The following is a 23,864-nucleotide window of genomic DNA, read 5'->3' as shown; positions in this document are numbered from 1 at the left end:
TTACTGCCACCTGTCTATGGTAAATGAACCTACATTTGTTCTGGTGACCACCTGAACCGGAACTACAACCTCACTCGGGACGGTTTCACCATTAAGAAGTGCATACAGCGAGTCAGCTGCCTCCATACCTATGCGAGTTGGAAACTGGGCTGCAGAGGCCTGCATCTTGCCTTCATTGATGAGAGCCTTGGCATCAGGTGAAGCATCGACACCATAAAGCTCAACCCGGTCAAGCATACCATATTTTTCGAGAGCACTTGCTGCCCCAAGTGCCGCAAAATCATTCAGACAGAACACAACATCAAATTCTTTACCGGACTGTATAAATTTCTCAAGCCCCGGAAGCGCTATTTCATACTGCCCTTCACAAGGTATCTCACCTACAAGATATGTTTTTTTATTTTGACTGACAGCATCCAGAAATCCCTGCACTCGCTGCCTACCCGACATAGCCTCATTGTGTGTCATCACTAAAACCCTTGAGCCCTCCGGGTGATTGGAACAGTAGTACTGCCCTATAGACTTTCCAGCATTATAATTATCAGACTTTATGGTCACGTCCGAAAGTCCGGGATCCTCCAGTTCTGTATCAACTACAATGATTTTTACACCCATAGCCTTTGCTTTTTTTATGACATCTATAAGAGCTGACGAATCCACGGGAGTAACAACAAGTGCATCTATCCCCATATCAAGCATCTCTTCTATCTGTGATATCTGCCGTTCCACACTAAGCGCGGGATCTCTGAGAACTATATTGTCACCCTGAGCTTCGACCCTGTGATTTATCTGTTCATTTACTATCCCATAGAACTCATTGTTCATAGTCATATAAGTGACACCGATAAGGCGGGCATTTTCTTTCTGACCGGCAGAAAAATCCGGTTTAACACATATATATCCTATGATCAGTATGGCACTGATAGCCACCATAAATACTTCTATGGTACGGATTATATGTATATAATGTCTTGATGAATCACTTTCATCGGTACTTTTTTTGTTATAAAACATACTCTTTCCTTCCGCAAAACAGTATTGTTATAAAAGATCATGCATTTGTTAAGAATTTATCGAATCGATTTATTATAGCATATAGAATTGGAAACACATCAAGTGTTTCCAATTCGTACTTGGCCCGTCCCATTGGTTCACTTGCTGAATTGTTAAAGATATCATTATAGTGTGTTTTCACCCTATGTTCATTATTGATATAACTTTTCTTCCTCCTGCCGCGCTGCTTTTCTGATGGCATCATCATATCCCGTCAATGCTGCAAAGGGAGCAAACTGAGCCGCTCTGTTATATATGGACATGGGTTTATGTTTATCTGAAACATGATGCGGCATATCGATGATATCCCCGTACTTTGCCATGACATCATCATGTTTTCCGTACATCTCTTCCTGTGTTATGCCATGCACATTGTGCCATTCCGGTTTTTCACTGTTCATACTGATCTCCTAAAGAAATACTGTAACTCAGTCCCCGTTGAACTGTCAAAGCAAGCCATGACGGGAATGCTGTCTCTAAAACCTCAAAAAATATGCATTGAAATTCAAAACAAACAACTATGCCTTATGACCTCCTATCTGCTCATTCCTTCCCTTCATGGTTGCACCTTCCTGAAGATTCATTCCTTTTAGAACAGCATTCTTGCCGAATTTCTGTTTTAAAGCCAGTGCTGCTTCCTGAAGTTTTTTCTCCTTTTTACGCTCTATCGCCGCCTTTTCTCTTTCCCTTTCAAGCTTCTCATAATCAGTAAAAAGGTCCATCTGTTCCCAGGTTCCGACCTGATCTCCAAACCTTACGGATGTGTCTGCTTCCTTTTCCTCCTTTATCATTGTGGCAGTTATATTGAAACGCCTCACCAAAAGCACCGGATTTATGATCTCATCATAGAGTTTTGCAGCCGCTTCGGTGATAAGTTTTGTTGAGGCAGTCCACTCAGAAAGATTTATGGTACCGTGAGCATGTTTAGGAACTCTTCGGCCCAGATGATCGATCGTCATCGGACCTTTATATTTTTTTCTGATTTCCGGATCTGACAGATTCTCAATGTCATAGCCCACAGTGATCACAAGCTGCTTCGTCACCAGATGCTTACTGACAAGATCAAGAGACAACTGGTCAGCCATCTCCTTCAGAACAAGTCTGCTCTTTTCACAGTCATACGGGCAATGCAGCACCTGGCCTGAACTGATGCTGTTTGTCTCAGGTTTATAGCTTTTCACATCCTTCATCCCACACGGCTCATAGCCCCAGGCATGATCGATCAAAAGTTCAGCATTGATGCCAAATGTTTTGTACAGAAGTTCTTCATCATCGATGGAGCATCTGGCGATATCCCCCATGGTATAGAGTCCCATAGCCTCCAGTTTTCTGGCATAGCCAACACCTACTCTCCAGAAATCCGTAAGCGGACGGTGATTCCACAGAATCCTCCTATAGCTCATCTCGTCAATGTTTGCGATACGTACTCCGTCCTTGTTGGGCGGGACATGCTTCGCAACTATATCCATGGCTATCTTTGCAAGATACATGTTGGTTCCGATTCCTGCAGTTGCGGTTATCTGTGTTTCAGTGTAGACATCCCGTATCATGTCCATGGCCATGATCTCTGCGATGCGGCGTGGCTCCGGTTCAGTTATTCCATGAGTGGACGCATAGGTTTTGAGATATTCTGTAGCATCGATGAAAACCTCATCTATAGAATAAACATGTATGTCCTCCGAAGATGCATATCTCAGGTAAATGTTGTAAATCTGAGTACTGTACTCGATGTATCTGGCCATCTGCGGCTTTGCGGCAATGTAGCAAAGCTTCAGTGTGGGATCTGCCGAAAGCTTCCTTGCATCATCGGATTCACCTGAAAAATCATGACCTTTAAGCTTTCTTTTACGTTCCGCATTGATCTCATTAACCCTCTCAACGACCTGGAAAAGTCTGGCTCTTCCTGAGATCCCATATGCCTTAAGAGATGGCGAAACCGCAAGACATATGGTCTTTTCGGTTCTGCTGACATCAGCCACCACAAGATTCGTCGTGAGAGGATCACGATCTCTCATATGACACTCCACGGAAGCATAGAACGACTTAAGATCTATACATATATAACATCTGTTTTTCATTGTATTACTCAATTCCACCACCTGTAACTTTCCAGCTTATCTGCCTTCAGGATCATAAACTGCTTCAGGATATCCATCAGCAGAAATGATTTTCAAATGTAACCATCATCTTACCTGTTTTTATATTGACTGATTTCATCACATAACCTATTTCCTGCAGATGTCACAATAGTTCCGTATTCCTTGTAAAAACTATCTTATATTAACCGCATATTTTGCCAGATCGACTTTGCCATCAATAACTTCTATCCCATCTGCTTCCAGGAGTTCCTTCTGAGCCCATGCCCCACCAAAAGCATATTCACCGGCCAGCTCTCCTTTTGAGTTTACAACTCTGTAGCATGGAATGTTCTCAAAATCCGGATTCTTGTGTAAAGCATTTCCTACTGCCCGGCACATCTTTGGATTCCCTGCCATGGCGGCTACCTGTGCGTAAGTTGCCACTTTTCCATTTGGAATCCTTTTGACAGCCTCATATATACGTTTGGTTGGACTGTCTGTTACTAGTTCATAGCTTTCTGCTATCATTCTTTTGATTTCTTCGTCAGGGATAGAACCATCCAAAATCACAGTAATCCAATGATCTTTGTTTTGATGATATGCCGGTACTACAGACTTATAAACACTTCTCCAGAAATCGCGCCATTCAGGGTCACACTTCAGATTAAGACAAATATGTCCATCCTTTTCATATGTCCACAAAAATGCCTTCTTACTTGGATTAACTCTGATCAGCTGCCAATTTGAATCGTGAAAAGGAGCTTCCTGATACGTAGATTCAAATGTCAGACCAAATGCTAATGCCTCTTCCCTGGTTTTCATACAGTATCCTCCTAACTTGCTTTACCTTCTTTTTCTTCTCCGGAAATTCTTCGCACATGTTTTCTCATATTTCGCCTCAATTTGTTTAATATATTTATTCTACCTGTTTCAACAAAAAAACAAAGCACTTCAATGCGAGCTTCACGTTCCTACAGATTCAGGATTGTCAGAGTCCGGTTACATGTGATAATCTAACCACATTATAATTGGAAACAGAGGTTACTAATTAATGGAGCTGATTATTTTTTACGCTGTTGCACTTATGTTCGGAGCGGTGGGCGGACTTTTCTTCTATTATCCCTTTCAACAGGGTTACGATACAAAAGAAAAGATTTTATATATTTCTATCGGTACATTTTTTGCAGCTTTGTCTTTTTCAATGTTTACAAAGAATGTGGTACTTGGTGGAACTCTTCTGACACTTCTGATGGGTGGAGCCACTTTAGGATACGGAGTATACGAATCCTACTCCATCATCACGCATCATATTAAAACCGAGGGTAAGCTTGTAAACATTGATAAACACCACTCTTCGAAAGGGAGCGTTTACTATTCTTTGAATTTTAAACTTGAAGGAGATCGTGAAACCTACACAGTTGACCATATTTCTTTTACTAAAAAGTATGTAATTGGAAACACCTACAATATTTTCATTTCAAATCATGATCATGCAGCCTATATACACCGTATAGGACCGTTTTTTCTAAGCATACTATGTATTATTATGGGCATAATCTGGTTTCAGCTGATACCAGAGCTTCTTTGTAAGTAAATGTAACAGATAAGACGGGGTATAGATAATATCGGAACCCGAAGTTCACTGATATTATCTATACCCCGTCTTAAATATTTACGATATTAAAAAATCGTCTAATGTTTTTTAACCTCATCCTGAGGATCCCCGTAGTAAGTTTAATCCTTCTGTTCTACTATATCTGATATCTCGTCAGAAGTATCTCCCTTAGGTTCTTCAGAAGGAGTTTCTTCGCTCTGCCCGGCATCAGCTTCTGAATCTTCTTCAGAAACTTCTCCATGAGAATCTTCAGAAGAAGTATCTTCACTCTCCTCATCATCTACATCTGATACCTCATCAGATCCATCTTCCCGAGAATCTTCAGATGAAGTCTCTTCGTTCTGTCCGGCAGCTGCTTCAGAATCCTCTTCAGAAACCTCGCCCTGAAGGTTCTCGGATGAAGAATCACCGCTATGTTCATCAGCATCCGGATCCTCTTCAGAAGTTTCAACAGATGATATATCATCGTCCTGGTTGGAAGCTTCCATAGGATCTTCGCTCTCAAACGCTGCGGTAGGATCAACAGGATCGTTATCATCTGCGGTCTCAGCATTTTCATCCATCAGGTTATCGATCTCCTCATCGGAGCTGCCTACTTTGGCAGCTTCATCGGATACGTTTTTGCCGTTATTACCGTTATTATTCCCGGTCTGTTGTCCCTGATTCTGATTTTGTGTGTTGTCATCAGTCTCATACTTATATGAAACACTGACTCCGAATTCACTGTTTGTGTCTGATTTCAGATAAAGAACAGGATATTCATTTTCTCTTTCTTTTATTTCGTTTACGTCTAAAACAAAGAATGATTGCATCTTTTTATCTTGGTTCAGCTTACATATTTCATATTTTGAGTTTTCTTTCAGTGGAATGTTATAATGTAAGTTCTTCGTTAAATTAATATAAACAGGAACATAGTTTTCCGTTCCATTGTCAACCCGGCGTATGTAATAATCATTCAACGTCTCATCATCATTACCCTCAAGTTCGTAACATAAATAGTAGAAACCCTTCAGGTTATTATCAACCTTGTATTCACTGTTTAATGCAGAAAGGATATCATCCGCATCCATGCGTCCCTGAGTATCCGGTCCAGGGAGATACATATAGAATGAATAATCATTGTTTTTATATTTTATATGTATCCGATCATAATCAGGGAGCTCTTCTCCGTCTTTCAGAACTGAACCGACATTCCCGTACTTATCTATACTTGCAAGTGCTTTATCATTTTTGGAATAAGTGAATGTTATTTTATTTGATGTATCTTTAAAGTATTTGTCATAAATATCCTCAAAGTTATCTACCACCACTGGAACATCCGTAATATAACCTTCAGCAGGTTTAAGATCTGACCAGTTATCACTGAATCCATCAACATTGGCATCGTCAAATATTTTTGAAACTTTATCAGCCAGATCATTATATCCATGAAGCATAGTTGAGTAGGTGATGTATCCCTTCACGTCTTTATATGAAGTTGTTGCAGTGATGTTAGGCATTGCGTCATACCAGATCTTCAGGAGATCTTCAAGAGGGATATTTAATTCTTTATTCATCCTGTAACATATGTTGCCATAGATAGTTGCTTTGGCATGGCAATCGTTATGATCAGTATAGGTTGCGCTATAATTCTGTCCTCCAACCTTTGAAACATCACCAAGACTTTCCGGGTCTCCCATGCAGCGGAGATTTTTTCCAACACTTTCTTCTATACTCCATTTTTCGAGATCGATTCCCGTTCCGGTTGCTTTATCTCCGGCAAGATATAGTATCATCTCAAGAATGTTTCCGTTGATATCCGCAAATCCTTCATGTAGAGACTTCTCACTAAGATACTGGGATGTAGGAGCCAGGACATCAAGTACTCCATGCCCTACCTCATGAGCAAGAGAATCAAAGGAAGCATTACCTGTATTATCATTTACTGTTATAGAGAAGTATGCACCTCTGAAGCCACAGCTTGCGTTATCTTCCTGATCATTATTGTCAAAGCCTATGATGAAAGGTATGTTTTTCAGGTTATCAAAAAATCCGAGCTTTTTATATTCGTCATAGGTCTTTTGAACAGTCACGAAACTTTGTACGAAATGTGATTTGATCTGATCATCTATCGACGTGAATCCCTTTTTCAAATTGACAGAAGAAATGGCTGGTTTTAAATTGGCAGCTATTTTTCTTTCTTTATCGACTAAGTAGGAATATCTCACACCATCCACGTCTACAGATGCAACTGTTAGTTTTACATTATTTCCAAAATAATCAGTAAAGGTATGCTCTTCTGTTTGTATATCATCTGAGAAAAGAAAATCAAAAGCATACACATTGTTTTCTTTGGTAGGAACATCAGAGTAAGTACCTATATAAAATATTTCATTATCCGGCTGGATCACATATTTTGATATATAACCTGTAGTATCGTCTTTTCCATAAAAGACCTTGCAGTAAGCATTGGCAGTCGAATCGAATACCGTTTCAAATTCCGTTGAGACAAGTGTTTCACCGGACATTTTCGTGCGTTCCAAAATACTGTCAAGATTCACTTTCGCTATAGAATCCAGGTTTTTGTCAAGCTTAGCGCCACAGTTACTGCTTAAACTGATCACCTTGCCTTTATCATCAACTCCCAAATTGATGTTACTGTAAGGATTGTTGTACCCTGTGTTTATATCTGCTCCTGTAAACTGATAATAAGTATCACCTTTTGAATTTCCCACAGTTTTGTTTAACTTAAGTATCTTACTGTCGGGAAGACCGATAAGTTCAAGCATACACTGGATCGCTTTTACAGAATCATCTTCATTGGCAACTGTAATATCAGTGAAATGACCACCTACAAAGGTGACAAACCCATCACTGTCTGCAACAAGTACCAGATTGTCTCCGCATATTTCTTTAAGTTCTTCGAGAGTGAGATATTCACCTATCTCAGATACTGGAACAAGGATATTACCGTTTCCGTCAGTAACACTGTTACTATCGGGAATGCTCCGGACTGAAACATCTGACCTGTCATCTCCTACTGAAGAATCAGTGCTGTCATCCATTACTGAAGAATCGGAGTTCTCATCCTCTTCTGAAAAATCATCAGACTGAGTATTTCTGAGATAATCAGTTTTCCCCCCACCTGCTAAACCGGTTACATAAAAATCCCTGAGCCAGTTGTTCCAGTCATTTCCATAGATTTTTGTCAAGTTTGAGTGTGCGGCACGATACTTATAGATATTAAAATACGGATTACATTGATACCCGTTTAAAATCCCTGAGTTTACAAAGTGTTCATAAAGGGCATCCGGGTCAGTGCCGCACAGTTTTACAGCATCCGGATAAGTTTCGGCATAAAATGTTGCATCAAAAATATCCTTAAGTCCGGAAGGAGCTTCATTACCCATAAAAAAGTATGCAACCCACATATCCCAGTCATCACCAAGATAAGTTTCCAGTTCAGGATGATCATCACGGTATCTTTTGATATCAAAGTATGAATTACATAAGTATCCCCTGGAGAGGCCCTTGGTCAGGAAGTGCTGATATAAAGCTTCCGGGTCAGTGCCTGCTTCAGTCATGGCATCCGGATACTGAAGTGCATAAAAGAAAGGATTGAAAAGGTTTTTGAGTTTTTGCGGATTTGAAACAGAACCCGTTAAAGCCTGAGAATTTTTAACTTCATAAGCTGAATTTGCAGCAGCCGCTGCTTCGGCGCTTTGATTGTTTGCAGCTGCCAATGTTGTCATAGGTACGATCGAAGTACCGACTGTAGACAGAATTGTGGCAGCTAATACGAAAGATGTGCAGCTTCTTTTAGCTGTTGTACGCACCTTTACATGATCATTTCTATGATTAAAGTTTTTCATCCCCTACTCCCAAAAAACATATTTTTTCTCATATAAAATATTAACCCTCGTATTTTACATCATGTTTTTCAGGCTGTAAACCGGTTAGATGAATGATCTGTTTCTTATTTATAAGTACGATTTAACAGTTCATCCCCGGCTGAACTATTATAGGCTCACAGCACTTCTTCCTTGCATCATCAAATTAATCTTCCGCTCTATACTTACAAGTTCGTCTATGTACATTCTACATACATAACTCAGTGACTGCATCTTTCAGTAATTCAGAACAGTTATCTTCCTTTAACCAGTTAAGGAAATCATCATGTCCCAAACTATTTAAGGCATTGAAAACAGCATCCTTCTCACAATTATCAGACCATGCCCTCTTCAACAAGTCGGTTACCTGTTCTTTATAAGCATTCTTCCCCGGCTCCAGTCCTGAAACAGACAATTCTAAGCCGCACTCCGATATGACCTTAGATAAAGTGACTGTAAGTATTGATCTTTTATCATCATACTTAAAGTAAATATCCTGATCATCCTGCAACACTTCTTTTCCACAAACAGAAACAGCAAACTTATCTTTGACTAAATCAACACCATAAATCCTGATCTCATATTTTCTTTCACCTGGAATCAATGACAGTATGCCCTCAGCTTTACCTATATTGATCTCAATTGCGCCATTTTCATCCCAAACAACATTATATTCAGTAGTGACAAGCTGCTGCTTTTTATAATTCATGGAAGTTCCATCATCTTCATACATTGTATAACAGCCATTTGCTCCTGCCCCTATATAAAGCCCTATTCCTTCAGGATTGGCAGTACCATTTTCACGATCATTTAAAGACGTTGGCACGATTCCGCCTGCCTTGAGCAGTACCGGTATTTCATCCAGCTTACGATACAGCTTACGCTTAACTGCTCCTTTATAAATACGTCCGTTAAATATGTCATACCAGATTCCGTCCGGAATCAACATATTAACAGAAGCAACTCTGTACTTTTCATCGGCTGGCTCTGTGATCGCACCAACAAGCAAAGATTCTCCAAAGCCATATTCATTAGGTACATGATATGACGCTTCAAAGCTATGGTAGTCATAGTACATCGGTCTGATCAGCGGTTTATCTTCTTTATATGCTCTGTAGTTTTCAGTATAAAGATATGGAAGAAGGGCATGTCTCAGCCTCATATATTTCCTGATAACACCTCTATATGGCTCATCTATCTCCCATGGCTCCTTATTCATAAACGCACTGTTGCTGCTGTGTAAACGCATGATCGGAGAAAAAACACCATATTCGATCCATCTTACAAGACGCTCGTCATTTTTATCTCCCTGCATATGTCCGCCGATATCATGGCTCCACCAGCCATATCCGATATTGCTTGATGTGCTTGTGAAAAATGGTTGAATATTTAAACTGCGCCAACTGGAAATAGTATCACCTGAAAATCCCACAGGATATCTATGACTGCCGGGACCTGCATATCTGGAGAATATCATAGGTCTGATATTTCTTTTTTCCTGATCAACATAGTGATAATGATTCAGTAAGAATAAAGGATCAACAGCATCAGGCTTTCCGGTGCCCTGCTGCCAGTCGATCCACCAGAAATCAACACCTTCATCCTCCATGGGATTCATCACCTTTTTGAAATATGTATCGCGAAATTTTGAATCGCTGAGATCAAATTCCACCGGCTTTTCAGTTGCAGGGTCGATCCCCATTTCCCGTGCCACATCCTCATACATATCTTCAAAGCCTCTGATGCCGTCTGCAGGATGAAGGTTCAAGGTTGCAGCTAATCCCCTGTCGTGGAGCATCTTTAAAAACCTGCCAGGATCAGGGAACAGTTCCTTATTCCAGGTGTATCCTGTCCATCCGGTTCCGTATTTTTCATCTACCTCAGTGATGTGCCAGTCCATATCGATAACAGCTACGGAAAGAGGTATCTGCTCCTGTTCAAATTTATCAACAACCTCTTTATAGGATTCTTCAGAATAACGATAATATCTGCTCCACCAGTTTCCTAAAGCATATCTTGGGATCATAGGAGTTTTACCGCAAAGCCTGTAGAAATCCCTGAGCCCTTCATAAAAATCTGTGCCGTATCCAAAGAAATAAATGTCAAGTCCATCAGTATTTCTGTTTACATACTCATTTGTTTCATCGAGAACCGGACTTATACTATCATCCAATACCGCATAACCGTTACGTCCAAAGATTCCCGGTTCAAGCATTACTCTTCCATCGGTTTCATCTAAAGTGCGTGCTGTTCCGAGTAGATTCCTGTCAGAATTTCCATAAATGATGCTATAATGCCAGGTTGTCCCAAAATCCTTGAGCTTTATTTCCAAGCCATTTGTAGAAAATGGTTTCTGATCATATTTTAATAAAAGACTGTCTGTTTCCACATATAGATATCCATCTTCGCTCCGGCTCTTCACTTTAATATCATCAAATGTCCTGTTTACAACAGCTTTTGTAATTCTGTCTTCGAATATGCCATCTTCCTGATATTCAAGCCTGATCAAACGATGTGTCAGGATAGATATTCTGTATTTTTCCCCTAAGATCACTGCCATTTCATTACTCCTCTGAGTTTCATAAAAAATGGGCAAGCCTCCAATTTCATATGTAAGCTCGCCCGTCTCCGGTACTGTTCCTTAAAACCCTTTATTTATTTGCATTATAGCAATCATATGCATCCTGCTGGATCTGTAAGAAATCATTAATTCCCATCATTTCAAGCTGTGAAATATATTTATCCCACTGCTCATCCAGGCCGCCGTCAGCAACCCATGTCGCCTGATTTGATGATACATATGCTTCCAGATCGGCATATAATGTTGCAAGAGTATTAAGTTGGTCAGGTGTATAGCTAACATTTGGATATGCTTCACATGCATACTGCTTCACATCTTTATCTAACAAAAGCTTTGCAGCATCACCATTTTCACCGGCATATGAAACTTTGTCATTAAAGCCATCTGCAACATATTTGGGACCGAAGTCACGAAGTGATTTGATCCAGGCAAATGTATCAGCCGAATTGCCATCGTTTGGCTCAAGAACCTTATATGTTCCTGCTGACTCATCCTTTTCTACACCAACTCCAAATGCTCCATAAAAATTCTGGATAGAAGCATCTTCTGAATAGAACTTATCCGCCCAGGCAAGGAGTGGACCGGGATCTTTACAATCTGAAGTTACGACAAATTCATATCTGCTGTAATTCCAATGCTCCGGATCTGATGAAATGTACTGATTTCCATCCGGACCAACAAGTGCCGGAAGTGCTGCATACTGATCTGCATTTGCACCAAATGTTGCATCTGCTGTCCATCCCGGCGCAGAACCGACAATAGGTGTTTCACTCATAAGCTTTGCATCACGCATAGATGTGTCTTCTGTAAAGATTTCAGGATCGATCAGTCCTTCCTCGAAGCATTCATGCATAGCTTTGATTCCATCTTTATAGTTATCTGTAATCGGAAGATATACAGGCTTACCATCCTGTACTGCCATCATATATGTACTATCAGCACCGATGGTTGTGCCAAATGGAAGACAGAAAAACATAACTGAATCTGCGTAACCCTGACCAAATGGGATTTCATCTGTCGGGTCACCATTTCCATTTGCATCCTCATCTCTGAATGCTCGGAGTACCTCTACATACTCATCGTATGTGGTAGGAACTGACAGACCTAAATTGTCCAGCCATACCTTATTGATAAACATCTGATTTGCTACAGTTGGACGACATGGCTTCTTTGAAGGAAGACCATAGATGTGCCCATCAGCAGATGTAGCGAGTGCTCTCATTGTCTCGTCTTCTTCCATGATCTTTTTAAGATTTGGCATGTATTCATCGATATAATCGTCTAATGCTATAAAAGTACCGGCATTAGTGAGGATATCAGTCTCTGTAAAACAGATCGATCCGACAAATGCATCCGGTAAATTGCCGCCTGCAAGAAGAACAGCCTTCTTATCACCCCAATCGGAATTTAATATTGTGTTCCAGGTAATATTAATTCCTGCTTCAGCAGCAGCCTGGTCAGGAAAACCTTTGTGATAATCCTCTCCCCAGTCAGCCCATCTGACTGTTGCCACTTTGTAGTCATCTTCAGCGCTTCCGCTTGTCGGCTCTGTGGATGATGTTGTTCCCCCACAGGCTGTAAGCATCATAGAAGCTGTTAAAAATCCCCCTATTGCGATACTCAATTTCTTTTTCATAGTCTGCTCCTTCTTTCTTTATTGTAACTTAAATTATCCCTTCACTGCACCGATCATTACGCCCTGATTAAAATACTTTTGTAAGAATGGATAGATCATCATGATAGGCAATGTTGAAACCACTATAGAACCATATTTCATCATATCTGAAAGCTGTCTTAATTCCTGGGCCATAGTACCGGTTGCAGCTCCCAGCAAAGATTCATTTGCAATAAGTATTCTTCTCAGAACCAGCTGTAATGGCATCAGATCCTCATTTTGTAAATAGATCAAAGCATTGAACCATGAGTTCCATAAGCCAACTGCTGTCCACAATCCGACAACTGCTATTACCGCCTTTGATAACGGAATTACGAACTGGAAAAAGTACCTCAAAGTAGAACAGCCATCAAGCTGGGCTGCTTCCCATAATGATTCCGGAAGAGTCGATTCAAAGAAGGTTCTTGCAACTATAATGTTGTATGTGCTGACTGCAAACGGAAGTACCATTACAAGCCAGTTATCCAAAAGTCCAAACTGTTTTACCGTAAGATACGTAGGTATGAGACCGCCGTTTATAAACATTGGAACAATATAGAAAATATTGATCCATTTTCTGCCCGGCAGATCCTTGCGGCTCATAGCGTAACCGGCAGTTATATTCACAATCAGAGACACTAAGGTACCAACCACCGTATATACGATAGTATTAAAGTAACTTCTCCATATCTGATCCTGCTCAAATAACAGCTTATAGCCTCTGAAATCAATGCTTTTTGGCCAAAACCATACCTTACCTGTAGCCACATCTGCCGGATTACTGAAAGATGCTATGATTACAAACCACAATGGATAAACAACCATCAGGATCATCAGTATGGCAATAACGTAAAACACAACATTCACTACTTTATCTTGTGAAAAACCCTTCGTTTTCATTACTTCCTCCTAGAACAAACTGCTTTCTGTAGTCTTTTTGGAAACCCAGTTTACGAATAGTAATACGATCAGGTTGACCACCGTGTTGAAAAGTCCAATCGCCGTAGACAGGCTATATTGCATGCTCTGCATACCCATCTTATAAACATAGGTTGATATGATCTCAGAACTCATAATATTCTGAACATTCTGAAGTAAAAAAACTTTTTCAAAGCCTATTCCTAAAATGCTGCCGGCTCTTAAAACCAAAAGTACCATCGCTGTCGGAAGTATCATCGGGATATCAATATACTTTATCTTCTGGAGGGTTGTAGCTCCATCCACAGCTGCAGCTTCATAGAAGCTTGGGTCTACTCCGGCAAGAGCCGCAAGATATATGATACTGTCCCATCCCAGATGCTGCCATATATCGCTCCATACATACACATGCTTAAATTTGCCTGCGTCTGCCATCAGATTAGGAAACTCTTTTCCGAATAAGCCAAAAACATTGGCAAATAAGCCACTGCTTGGTGAAAGAAAGATCAATATCAAACCGCACATAACCATTGTTGAAATAAAATGCGGTAAATATGTAATGACCTGAAATACTTTCTTAAATCTCCCTGATCTCATCTGATTACACATAAGTGCAAGAAGGATAGGAAGAGGAAATCCTACAAGTATGCTATATAAGCTGAGAATGAGGGTATTTTTTATTGTTACACCAAATTGGTATGATCTGAAAAACTGAAGAAAATTTTTAAAGCCCACAAAATGACTTCCTGTAATTCCCAATGCCGGAGAATAATCCTGGAACGCGATAATGATCCCACACATTGGAATATATGAAAAACATATAAGTAGAATTGCCGAGGGAAGTAATAATAAATATAGCTGATAATAATTTGAAATCTTATTGTTCTTTTTCAGTGCCAACTCTCTCATTTGGATTGCCTCCTTGTTTTTTACAAAACAAATCATATAAATAATCCGAAATGAGAAATAGCACTTTTACGATTGTCTGATAGCACTTTTCCGAATTAAAATATCAATCTTATAGAGTATTCACTACTATCCTTTTATAATAAGTAATGTAAAAAATGTGATTTACAAAAGGTAATTTGTATGAAAGCAAAAAGATTTAACAGATCCTTTCAGGCAACTCTTTATATCAGAAGATTGATGCTTCTTGCAATCCCTATCGGATTGATATTTCTGATGGTAAGTGGGTATGCTTTTTCTGAAATGAGAAGACAGAATGATGCTTCAATTAAAAACTCTATTGATATTTATGAAAAAGAATTGTCTCACAAGTTGGATGCGGTAGCACACTTTGTTCAATGGACCGTTGTTCACGAACATGTATTGGAGGATTTCAATCCTGATAACAATATGGGTGATTATCGTCAGGCCAGCGAGGACCTGAGAGCCAGAGTAGGCGAAATGCAATATGCCATCGGTAATGAGTTTCAATATTTCTTTTATTCAAAAGAAAACCAGCTTTTTATCAATGCCTCTTCCATCGCACTGGATTATGCTGCTTATCAGGCTATCAGGGATAAACTGATAAATGATGCAGATGTAAACCAAAGTTCATACATCATAGAATGGACACCTTATGAATTTAACGATTGCACCTTCTTATATTACTGTATCTGCTATAAAGATTATGTATTTGCCAGTGCAATTGATATGAAAGACGTGAGCGCCCCTCTATCATCTTTAAACCTTGGCAGACTGGGCTGCATTCAATTTGAGTCAGGCAACAATGTTTTCTATGCTACTAATGAGGTTCCATCAGGTCCTGCTTCGTTGTTTTACAGCAAAATAGCAATTGAGAATACACAGTATGACATTCCATTTGATATAAGCATTTATATGGATGTTTTCAGCCATTATGGGCATATATTCTTTCTGTTATTTTTGATCTTTCTTTTGGCACTGATATTTATAATACTGATGGGAATATATATTTTGTTCACATACAGAAAGATCATACTTCCGATCAAATTATTATCAGATAATTTAGCTGCCTTGGACAGACTTCCGGAAGATCCGGATCAAACACAGGAAGCTTCCATCATGTTATCTGATACCAATATTCAGGAGCTGAATCAGATAAACAGGCAGTTTAAAAATCTGACCCATGAAATAACCAGACTAAAGATCAATATTTATGAGGCTGAACTTGAAAAGAATAACTTCCTTATTCACTTTTTACAGCAGCAGATCAAACCTCATTTTTATTTAAATTGACTGACCACTATCGACAGTATGCTTAGCATAGGAGAAACTGAAACCGCAAGAAAAATGCTTACATTTACTTCAAAGTATCTGCGCTACCTGTTTCAGGCAGATCAGGATTTCATCAATCTAAGCAGCGAATTAGCCCACATTGAAGATTACATTAATATTCAAAACCTACGATTAGGTCACACCATAAAATATGAATTACACACAAAAGAGGACTATGCCCTTGTACAGGTTCCTCCACTCCTGCTTATCACTTTTGTGGAAAACATCATAAAACATGCCATACCACACGGAGAAACGTTAGATATCAGGATCAACTGCGATAAATATGACTGCAGCACTGATTCTTTATCAGCCAAATACAAAACGCCATTTTATTTTGAGATCACAATTTCAGATAATGGACAGGGGTTGGATGAAGAAATAATAGAAAAGATCAATAACGGAATCTCTGTATCAAAGGATGGTCAGCACCTTGGCTTAAGCAACAGTTTGAAACGCTTAGAGCTTTTATATGACAATCGGTTTGAATTAATACTTGCAAATAATGATGCAATAGGCGCAAAAGTAATCCTTCACATACCATATACACCGGATTAAGAGGTATTTGTCAACTACCCACCGCCCAAAGGGCAGTGGGTTTCCGCCTACGACAACTGAAAGGATTTTATTTATGAATGCATTAATCGTAGACGATGATAGATTTGTTGTCATCGCTTTAGAAAAAGGAATAGACTGGAAAACACTTGGAATAGACAATGTCTTTAAGGCATATCGCATTGAAGAAGCCAAAGAGATCATAAATAATAATCAGATCGATATCTTACTCAGCGACATAGATATGCCACAGGGTTCTGGTATAGATTTACTGGAGTATCTCAGGGAAAACGGCTACAATTTACCGGCCATATTTCTTACAAATTATGCCGATTTCAACTATGCCAAAAGAGCTTTGGAACTTAAAAGCTTTCATTATTACCTTAAACCAATTGATTATGATGAGTTATCCATCATTATAAAAGATGCACTTTTAGAATCAGTTTCAAATGCCAGTAAAAATAAAACTGCAAGAGACCAGCTTTGGGTTAACTATCTTCTTCAAAAGCAGATTTCACCTGATGATTTTCTCTACAAGCTTAAGGCATTTGACTCTGCAGTTAATGATGGGGATCAGTTTATAGTATCACTTTTTCAGATCTATCCCTATGTTTTAAAGGATGGCAGTCAGATCATATGTCAGTACAGCAATATCAATGATATTTATGAGCAGATCACCAAACTCTTTATATCTGTATTTGGCGGACACTTTTCAACTAAGGGATTGATCCTGCCTTATCAGACAGAAGAAAACCTTCTGATAGCCTTAGTGCCTGTACCTAAGGATGAGGGAGCGGGCTCATCACATTTTAATATGATCAAAACCCAGGCAGAGGAGATAGTATTTACAACAAAAGAAAAACTAATGCTGCACTCCAGTTTTTTCATATCAAAGGCGGAATCTGTTTTATCCTTACCATCTACTCTGGACAGATTGCTGCAGCTTAGAAAAGATAATGCAAACAATATTGACAAAGTACTTACTCTTTCCCATTTTGATGCAAAAATAAGTCCCGGACAACCACTGGATACAGATATACTTATGACTGTAATAAATTCAAAAGACTGGGAACAGTTTTATCAGCTTGTACTTAAGTACTCAGCAAAGCTCAAGGCTAATGGTGCCTTAACCGGTACAACCCTTTCAACCCTTTATTTTGAGATCAACAAGCTTTTGTATACCTACCTGGATGAACTGGATATCCCTGCTCAGGATATATTAAGCAAAGACTCGTATCAGTTTTTCAACAGACATATTTCTCTGTCCGAATACTACTTCAGACTTTACCTGGACTATATAGTCCAAGTATTTTCACGGTTTTCCGAGCCTGACAGTGAAGAGCAGTCTATCATAAAATTATTTAATTACGTTGATACCCATTTCAAGGATGAAATATCAAGAAATGATCTGGCTGATATGTTTTTCTTTGACCCTGACTATATAACCAAAATTTTCAAAAGGGAAAAAGGGATGAGCTACATGGACTACATTATAGAAAAACGTATGGAGCTTGCAAAAAAGCTGTTAACAGAAACCAACACTCCGGTCAGGGATATCTCCCTTGCGATCGGTTATGATAACTATTCATATTTTACAAGACTGTTTAAAAAGAAATTCGGGATCACTCCGGCAGAATATAGAAAAGTGATGTAAAATGAGCAGCCCCCTGCGTTCTCCCTAAAATGAGTCAGACCTTCTCGTATCCTTCATAATGGAATGAGATTATGGAAATAAACAAAAGTCACCGTGAACGGTTCATCTTTGGAACTTACCACGGTGGCTTTCTTTCACTATCTCAAAACAATATGGAATATTTTATGGCATGCATGTATGGATTCTATTATGGGATAGATAGGATAAATGTGTATCATTCCCTCTCCCACTATGAGCTCATTGGACACATCCTGATCCAGCATCCTGAACATCTTTGTTACATCCGGATACAGAACCTCATCTGTTCCAATGAATACCGTTATGTTCTTAATCCCTTTCAGATCACCGTAAATAGGGCTGACCTTCGGATCATGAAGATCCAGGTCTCCGGCCCAGCGCTTCGCCACCGAAACAGCAGAGGCTGCTGTTATCAAAGGATCCTTAGGCTGATACTGTTTAATGTCTTCGTTTTCCATTGAGATATCTACCCAGGGAGAAAGCAGGATCAGCTCGTCCGGCAGGCGGATACCTTCTGCTTTAAAATGTTCTGTCAGGGCAAGCGAGAGTCCGCCACCTGCCGAGTCACCCATGAGAATAATCTTCTTCTCCGGATGTTCCTCACAATACTGTTTGTATACCGGCACTATAAGGTCAAATGCCTCTTTATAAGTCCCGAATGGTGCAAGTCTGTAGGCAGGAGCAATAACGTAAGCATTGGTCTCCTTCACAAGCTTTTCTATAAACATCCAGTGAATAGGAATGAAATCATATCTGTAGGCACCGCCATGAATATAAAAAACCGTATAACGTGATACGCCCTTCTCATTTACATAAAAAATGCGGCCGTTTTCATTATCCTCAAATCTGGTCCCTATATTTTTCGGAGCCGGAGACTTTTTCTCTTCTGCTTTAAGAGCTTCAACCATTTTCTGCTCGCTTTCCTCCGCTGAAAGCTTTGGCCAGAACTTAAGAAGATCCCCCACGATTTTTGCGCCTAAACTTTTTCCCATATTTTATTATTTCCTTTCAGGTTTTATCAGTTATTTTTTCTTATGATTCTATTTCGATCTGATATCTTCATTAATGATACCACAAAATCCGAAGTTTATTTTATCAAGAATAAACTAAAAGACCCTACCGGGGTGTACCGATAGGGTCTTCTATGTGCGTAGGATTTATTTTATACTCAAGCTTCTCATATTTAAGCTTTCTAAAAAAGACAAAATCATTTTCTTCTTTCAAAAACCAGTTCATCACTTTTAGATAAATCATTCCTGAATACATATCCAAGACGGTCAAAGTTCTTTATCTCATTTGGATCTTCTATCATGTTCTCTGCCATGAACCTTACCATCTCGCCACGTGCCATCTTTGCATATGTACCCTTTGTCACAAGCTTTCCATTTACAGTCTCGCCAAAAGTTACAGTTAAAAATGTATCATCCGGCTTCAGATACTTTTCTATACACTTTGAATATTCCTTAGAAGCAAGATTAATGATAATTCCGGTTCCATCCCTTACTTCATCATAAAGTTTCTGTCCCCAAAGTTCATATAGATCTTTATGACCACATAAACTTACCTTTGCCTGCATCTCAAGTCTATATGGAGTCACACCATCTAAAGGCTTCAGGACTCCGTAGAATCCCGACAGGATCCTCAGATGTTCCTGAACATAATCTATGGAGCTCCTCTCAAATACTGCAGGTGCCATGTATTGGTAGGCAAGACCTTCATATGAAATTATCGCCGGAGTTAAGCCACTGTGTAAATCCATATCCCTGATACGTTCATAATTCTGCTTCGCTATCTTCTCATTGCAGCCCCACAATTTTTGAAGTTCTGATAGCGAATGATCACAAAGCCAGGACAGGATACATGCTGTCTGTTCAAGGAATACGGGAAGATCCTTATAATCCAGTTTATCAGTATCCTTATTCATTTTTTTAGCAGGCGATAAAATAATTCTCATAGTTTTAAAAAAAATCCCTTATTCCATCTTTTTGCCGAAGAAATATACTTCCGCAGGCATGGTATAGCTGAAGCCGTTTTCGCCTACTTACCTACATCTGATATTCTTCTGCCTTCCGGCAAAACAACAGGCGGTTCTTTTGGATGAAGCTCTTCATTTGCAGCAAGAAATTTCCCGGATTCTACATCATATTTGTACCACCTTGTAACTGACCCCTTTACTCCCATAGTAACCACTTCTGAGAGTGACCCGTCAGGATAAAGCTCTGCGATACCTCTATATGGTGCGCCATAAGAGTACACTGCGTCTCCGTCATGTGAATAAATATCCACTATCTGCCCATGATAGGTGATTATCATATCGATCCAGTCATCATTGTTTATGTCGTAATAGTGATACCAGACCTCGTCATTATTTGTTAATCTCGGCCAACCATGCTGAATGAGCTCTGTTTTGTAGCCTCGCTCCTTTAATTCTTCTTCTGTATAACCTGCATCCTGAGCTTCTTTGTAACTGAGTAAAACTCCCCAGTAAGGATCTACATCTTCGTCTACTACAGACTCCGTAAAATCGGTTACTGAGACCTCTTCTATTTTCACGCTCAAGTCTTCACTGACGATTACCTTATATTTCATGTCAAGGTTTTCCGCTATTGGTGAACGTGCCTCTATGAGCATGTCAGTTTCACCGGGTTTTGTACCGGTAAAAGTAAATATCACATCGTATCCGGCGCCTGTCATCATTTCATGATCTTCGCTGTCATACTTTCTGGTTGATGTATAAGATACAATGCTTTCGTCCTCTATGATTACATTAAAATCCGGTCCGCCTCCGTCAAAAGATTCAAAGCTCAGAGCTGCAGACTTATCATTCATTTCAGTATCTCCTGATGTTGTTCCTTGGGCTGTTGTTTCCTGTAATGTTGTTTCCTGTACGTCTTCACTTTTCACAACATCACCTGTCCAATCGATAATTCCTCCAAACTCGTAGACATTTTTATATCCCATATCAGCAAGTTTCTGTGAAGCTTCCACGCTTCTTCGTCCGCTTCGACAGTAAACAAGGATGATCTGATCAAATTCCGGAAGTTCTTTTGGGGGTTCATTTTCTATACTTTCATTTGGTATAAGAATGGCTCCCGGGATATGCCCTTCATCATATTCATCCTGTCTCCTGACATCTACTATCACATGACCGTCATCCTGTTCCATCATGCGTTTCGCTTCATCCTGATTTATCTTTGTATATGGGTATGTCTGAAACATGCCGTCGCCATCCATTATCTGATCCCTTGATTCACATCCCGAAAGCAGAACTATTATAATTCCACATGCTGCAATAAAATGTTTCCTGAATGACTTTCTCATATATCTCTCCTTCAGCTTTTTCCGACAGGAGTCCATGAAAGCATCTGGCATTTACTTTCGTAATCATCCATTTTGTCAAAGAATTCACTGTCTGACATGTCAAGCTCTTCTGCTTTTCCGGCATCAAATATACCTGAAGTGTTGTGATATAATCCAATGTTTCCGACTTCTTTTTCATCAGAGAAATAAAAATCATCCCATACGATCTCTGTGCCGTCCGGACTCAGATGATTCTCACCGAAGATAGTGATTGCTGCTCCGCCGGAACCACTGTAATAGAAGTGATCATCTCCCATCCATTGATAACTGCTTCTTGCCCAGCCATCAAACACACTCTGCACTTCATCATCTTTTAATGTGAATAAGTTGAAAATGTAACTTCTTGGTTCGTTATCACCATATTTTTCATCACATCCTATGATCAGCTCCGGAATACCATCTCTGCTTACATCTTTCAGTACATATCCAACTGCCTTTGTAAGATCATCATCACCCGGATACATACATTTTTCCATCAGTCCATTTGATACGTACTTGTATTCCTTATCATGATCATAACCATTAGTCACGACCTCACGGACTTCCTCCAGGACCGGAGAATATAATGCTTCATAAGCAGCCAGATCCGCACTGCCCGGTTCGGAATCTTTACCTGCTTTCTTTACAACTTCATCCATGCTTGTAACATGAACATTACCGTCATTAACTCTTTTATATTTTCCGTTCTCAGGAAGTACATCAGGAAATTCAGAATTTTCAATTTTCAGAGTCAGATCATCCCCACTGACTTTATATCCACATGTCATCTCAAAAGGCATTCCGCCATATCCAAGACGGTTTGCCTGGCAGGAGAATGTCTCGTTCCCGTACTCACATCCTCCTGCCGCATAGAAAACTTCAGATCCCGGGTATTTCTTGTACATATAGAGATCAGAACCGGTAAATTCCAGATAAAGATCCGCTCCATCAGCATTATCAAGGATCCATAATCCCTTTAACTCCTTAGCTCCTCCTTCAGCATCCCTTTTAAGGTATACGAAAGCATCTTCCACTCTGTCATCCTTCAGGAAAAGTCTGCTGTCATCATTTTCCGGCACCAGAAAATCATCCTGTTCAAATCCCTCAAAAAGGATTCCTTCATCCGTAAGAGTTATTGTGCCCTTTTGACCCTGATCCCAATACAAACCTGCATTTGACATCACTGAAAATCTCAGTTCGTTTACAGTTACCATATCGCGGTATTCGCTTTTTAGGTCCTCCGGATCATTGGGTATAAACTCACAAGCCCAGAAGCTGTATGCATTAAGGCTCTCAGTATCTTCTGCCATTGCCTGTCCGCAATAAGCATAGAGATTGTCACCAAATGGGACGATATCCATGATATAGTATTCGTCATCACCGTTTTCACTGCCGTAATGATAGCTGTATTTTCCGGCCAGACGTTTAGCAAGAGACTTGTTTTCTGAATTTGAGTTAGCTGTTCCATCATTTTTATCAGCAGTTTTTTCTTCCGTTGAAGTATCCGTATTCTTTTCCTGAGCAGCATCGCTTTCGGAAGATTCGGCCTCTGCATCACCGGATGTCTCTTTGTTTTCTTCAACGGATTCCTGTTCAGTAATACTGCTTTCTGCTGTATTTGAAACACTACCGCAGCCTGCAAGCAACGAGCAAGAGACAGCACAAACTAAAAATCTCATTAAATTACTTCTCGTCATAATAATATCCTCCTCAACTATTAACGCTGTTCTTTGAGCTTTAATATCTGACTCATTACTTTCATATGGAAATATTGTATAAGGCTCTGTAAAGTTTTGTTTATTTTAAATAAAATCTACAAAACAGTAATATACACCTATAAAACATTATAATAGTTTTGTTTGTTTTTCACAGTAAAATATGTCATAAGCGGTAGATAAATGGTTTATTTCAAATTAAGCAAACCTCTATCTCATTTAGGATAGAGGTTATTCGTGCAAATTTAGATTTATCGATTGCATATGCAAATAATCATACTAATACCCATTCCGCCGCCTTTGGTCGGCGGCACAAATAGTGATGAAAAGTATTTTTCACACTACAATACTTGGTACAATCACAAACTGATATAGACTTATATCTTTAATAAATGTATAGTCAGAAAAAGGAAGCAACCAGTCTGATTGCTCCCTCTTAAATCTAAATTATCATAGAATACCCATATTTACAGAAAAAATTTCAAACTCTCCCCTGTTTCCCATATTGCAATGTTATTTGAACAAGATAGGGTTTTGTTCATTTTTTGGTTTTTTT

17 protein-coding genes are annotated in these 23,864 nt (G+C 39.5%); 4 read left to right on the top strand and 13 right to left on the bottom strand.

Translation table 11 applies throughout. From position 1 onward, the window contains the following. The 4 genes from BLV86_RS03690 to BLV86_RS03675 all read right to left on the bottom strand — a co-directional run bounded on the left by BLV86_RS03690 (position 1) and on the right by BLV86_RS03675 (position 3,953). Positions 1 to 1,014 (bottom strand): sugar ABC transporter substrate-binding protein, encoded by a 1,014-nt coding sequence (locus tag BLV86_RS03690; protein ID WP_090815169.1) that lies wholly within the window; start codon positions 1,012 to 1,014, stop codon positions 1 to 3. A 191-nt stretch (positions 1,015 to 1,205) separates the two neighbouring features. Beyond that, on the bottom strand, positions 1,206 to 1,454 hold the full coding sequence (locus BLV86_RS03685) for a hypothetical protein (protein ID WP_044917234.1): 249 nt from the start codon (positions 1,452 to 1,454) through the stop codon (positions 1,206 to 1,208). Positions 1,455 to 1,571: 117 nt separating this feature from the next. Then, complete coding sequence (locus BLV86_RS03680; RefSeq protein ID WP_090815168.1) at positions 1,572 to 3,131, bottom strand: Y-family DNA polymerase; 1,560 nt, start codon at positions 3,129 to 3,131, stop codon at positions 1,572 to 1,574. Between the two features lie 192 nt (positions 3,132 to 3,323). Further along, positions 3,324 to 3,953 carry a methylated-DNA--[protein]-cysteine S-methyltransferase gene (locus BLV86_RS03675; protein ID WP_090815167.1) on the bottom strand — a complete coding sequence of 210 codons (630 nt, stop codon included), beginning with the start codon at positions 3,951 to 3,953 and terminating at the stop codon, positions 3,324 to 3,326. Positions 3,954 to 4,182: 229 nt separating this feature from the next. Between BLV86_RS03675 and BLV86_RS03670 the strand changes: the two genes are divergently transcribed. Then, positions 4,183 to 4,725 carry a hypothetical protein gene (locus tag BLV86_RS03670; protein WP_031554915.1) on the top strand — a complete coding sequence of 181 codons (543 nt, stop codon included), beginning with the start codon at positions 4,183 to 4,185 and terminating at the stop codon, positions 4,723 to 4,725. Positions 4,726 to 4,865: 140 nt separating this feature from the next. On the opposite strand, the gene BLV86_RS03665 is transcribed toward BLV86_RS03670, so the two are convergent. From BLV86_RS03665 to BLV86_RS03645, 5 genes are all read right to left on the bottom strand, one after another. Beyond that, the gene (locus BLV86_RS03665; protein ID WP_090815166.1) at positions 4,866 to 8,597 is read right to left on the bottom strand and encodes a hypothetical protein; all 3,732 of its coding nucleotides are present in this window, start codon (positions 8,595 to 8,597) and stop codon (positions 4,866 to 4,868) included. 226 nt (positions 8,598 to 8,823) lie between these two features. Beyond that, positions 8,824 to 11,175, bottom strand: coding sequence for a glycoside hydrolase family 31 protein (locus tag BLV86_RS03660; RefSeq protein ID WP_242873225.1), 2,352 nt, complete (start codon positions 11,173 to 11,175; stop codon positions 8,824 to 8,826). 91 nt (positions 11,176 to 11,266) lie between these two features. Continuing rightward, positions 11,267 to 12,832 (bottom strand): type 2 periplasmic-binding domain-containing protein, encoded by a 1,566-nt coding sequence (locus BLV86_RS03655; protein ID WP_090815165.1) that lies wholly within the window; start codon positions 12,830 to 12,832, stop codon positions 11,267 to 11,269. A 33-nt stretch (positions 12,833 to 12,865) separates the two neighbouring features. Further along, positions 12,866 to 13,750: a carbohydrate ABC transporter permease gene (locus BLV86_RS03650; protein WP_090815164.1), complete on the bottom strand. Its 885-nt coding sequence runs from the start codon at positions 13,748 to 13,750 to the stop codon at positions 12,866 to 12,868. Positions 13,751 to 13,759: 9 nt separating this feature from the next. Beyond that, entirely contained in the window at positions 13,760 to 14,569 is an 810-nt protein-coding gene (locus BLV86_RS03645) for an ABC transporter permease (RefSeq protein WP_278308770.1), read from the bottom strand. Between the two features lie 288 nt (positions 14,570 to 14,857). On the opposite strand from BLV86_RS03645, the gene BLV86_RS03640 reads away from it, so the two are divergent. From BLV86_RS03640 to BLV86_RS03630, 3 genes are all read left to right on the top strand, one after another. Beyond that, complete coding sequence (locus BLV86_RS03640) at positions 14,858 to 15,988, top strand: sensor histidine kinase (RefSeq protein ID WP_090815162.1); 1,131 nt, start codon at positions 14,858 to 14,860, stop codon at positions 15,986 to 15,988. Then, entirely contained in the window at positions 15,989 to 16,585 is a 597-nt protein-coding gene (locus BLV86_RS03635; RefSeq protein ID WP_330386195.1) for a sensor histidine kinase, read from the top strand. Positions 16,586 to 16,658: 73 nt separating this feature from the next. Next, positions 16,659 to 18,236 carry a response regulator transcription factor gene (locus BLV86_RS03630; RefSeq protein WP_090815160.1) on the top strand — a complete coding sequence of 526 codons (1,578 nt, stop codon included), beginning with the start codon at positions 16,659 to 16,661 and terminating at the stop codon, positions 18,234 to 18,236. A gap of 137 nt (positions 18,237 to 18,373) precedes the next feature. Here the strand turns inward: BLV86_RS03630 and BLV86_RS03625 are convergent, their stop codons facing one another. The 4 genes from BLV86_RS03625 to BLV86_RS03610 all read right to left on the bottom strand — a co-directional run bounded on the left by BLV86_RS03625 (position 18,374) and on the right by BLV86_RS03610 (position 23,290). Continuing rightward, positions 18,374 to 19,246: an alpha/beta hydrolase fold domain-containing protein gene (locus BLV86_RS03625; protein ID WP_049962521.1), complete on the bottom strand. Its 873-nt coding sequence runs from the start codon at positions 19,244 to 19,246 to the stop codon at positions 18,374 to 18,376. 215 nt (positions 19,247 to 19,461) lie between these two features. After that, a complete protein-coding gene (yaaA, locus tag BLV86_RS03620) occupies positions 19,462 to 20,208 on the bottom strand; it encodes a peroxide stress protein YaaA (protein ID WP_090815159.1) in 747 nt (248 codons plus the stop codon). Positions 20,209 to 20,291: 83 nt separating this feature from the next. Further along, on the bottom strand, positions 20,292 to 21,575 hold the full coding sequence (locus BLV86_RS03615) for a rhodanese-like domain-containing protein (RefSeq protein ID WP_090815158.1): 1,284 nt from the start codon (positions 21,573 to 21,575) through the stop codon (positions 20,292 to 20,294). An 11-nt stretch (positions 21,576 to 21,586) separates the two neighbouring features. Beyond that, a complete protein-coding gene (locus BLV86_RS03610; protein WP_090815157.1) occupies positions 21,587 to 23,290 on the bottom strand; it encodes a hypothetical protein in 1,704 nt (567 codons plus the stop codon). Between the last annotated feature and the right edge of the window lie 574 nt (positions 23,291 to 23,864).

This window comes from Oribacterium sp. KHPX15 (assembly GCF_900107835.1).
Classification (GTDB): Bacteria; Bacillota; Clostridia; order Lachnospirales; family Lachnospiraceae; genus Oribacterium.
This window is presented reverse-complemented; position numbering and strand designations above follow the sequence as displayed.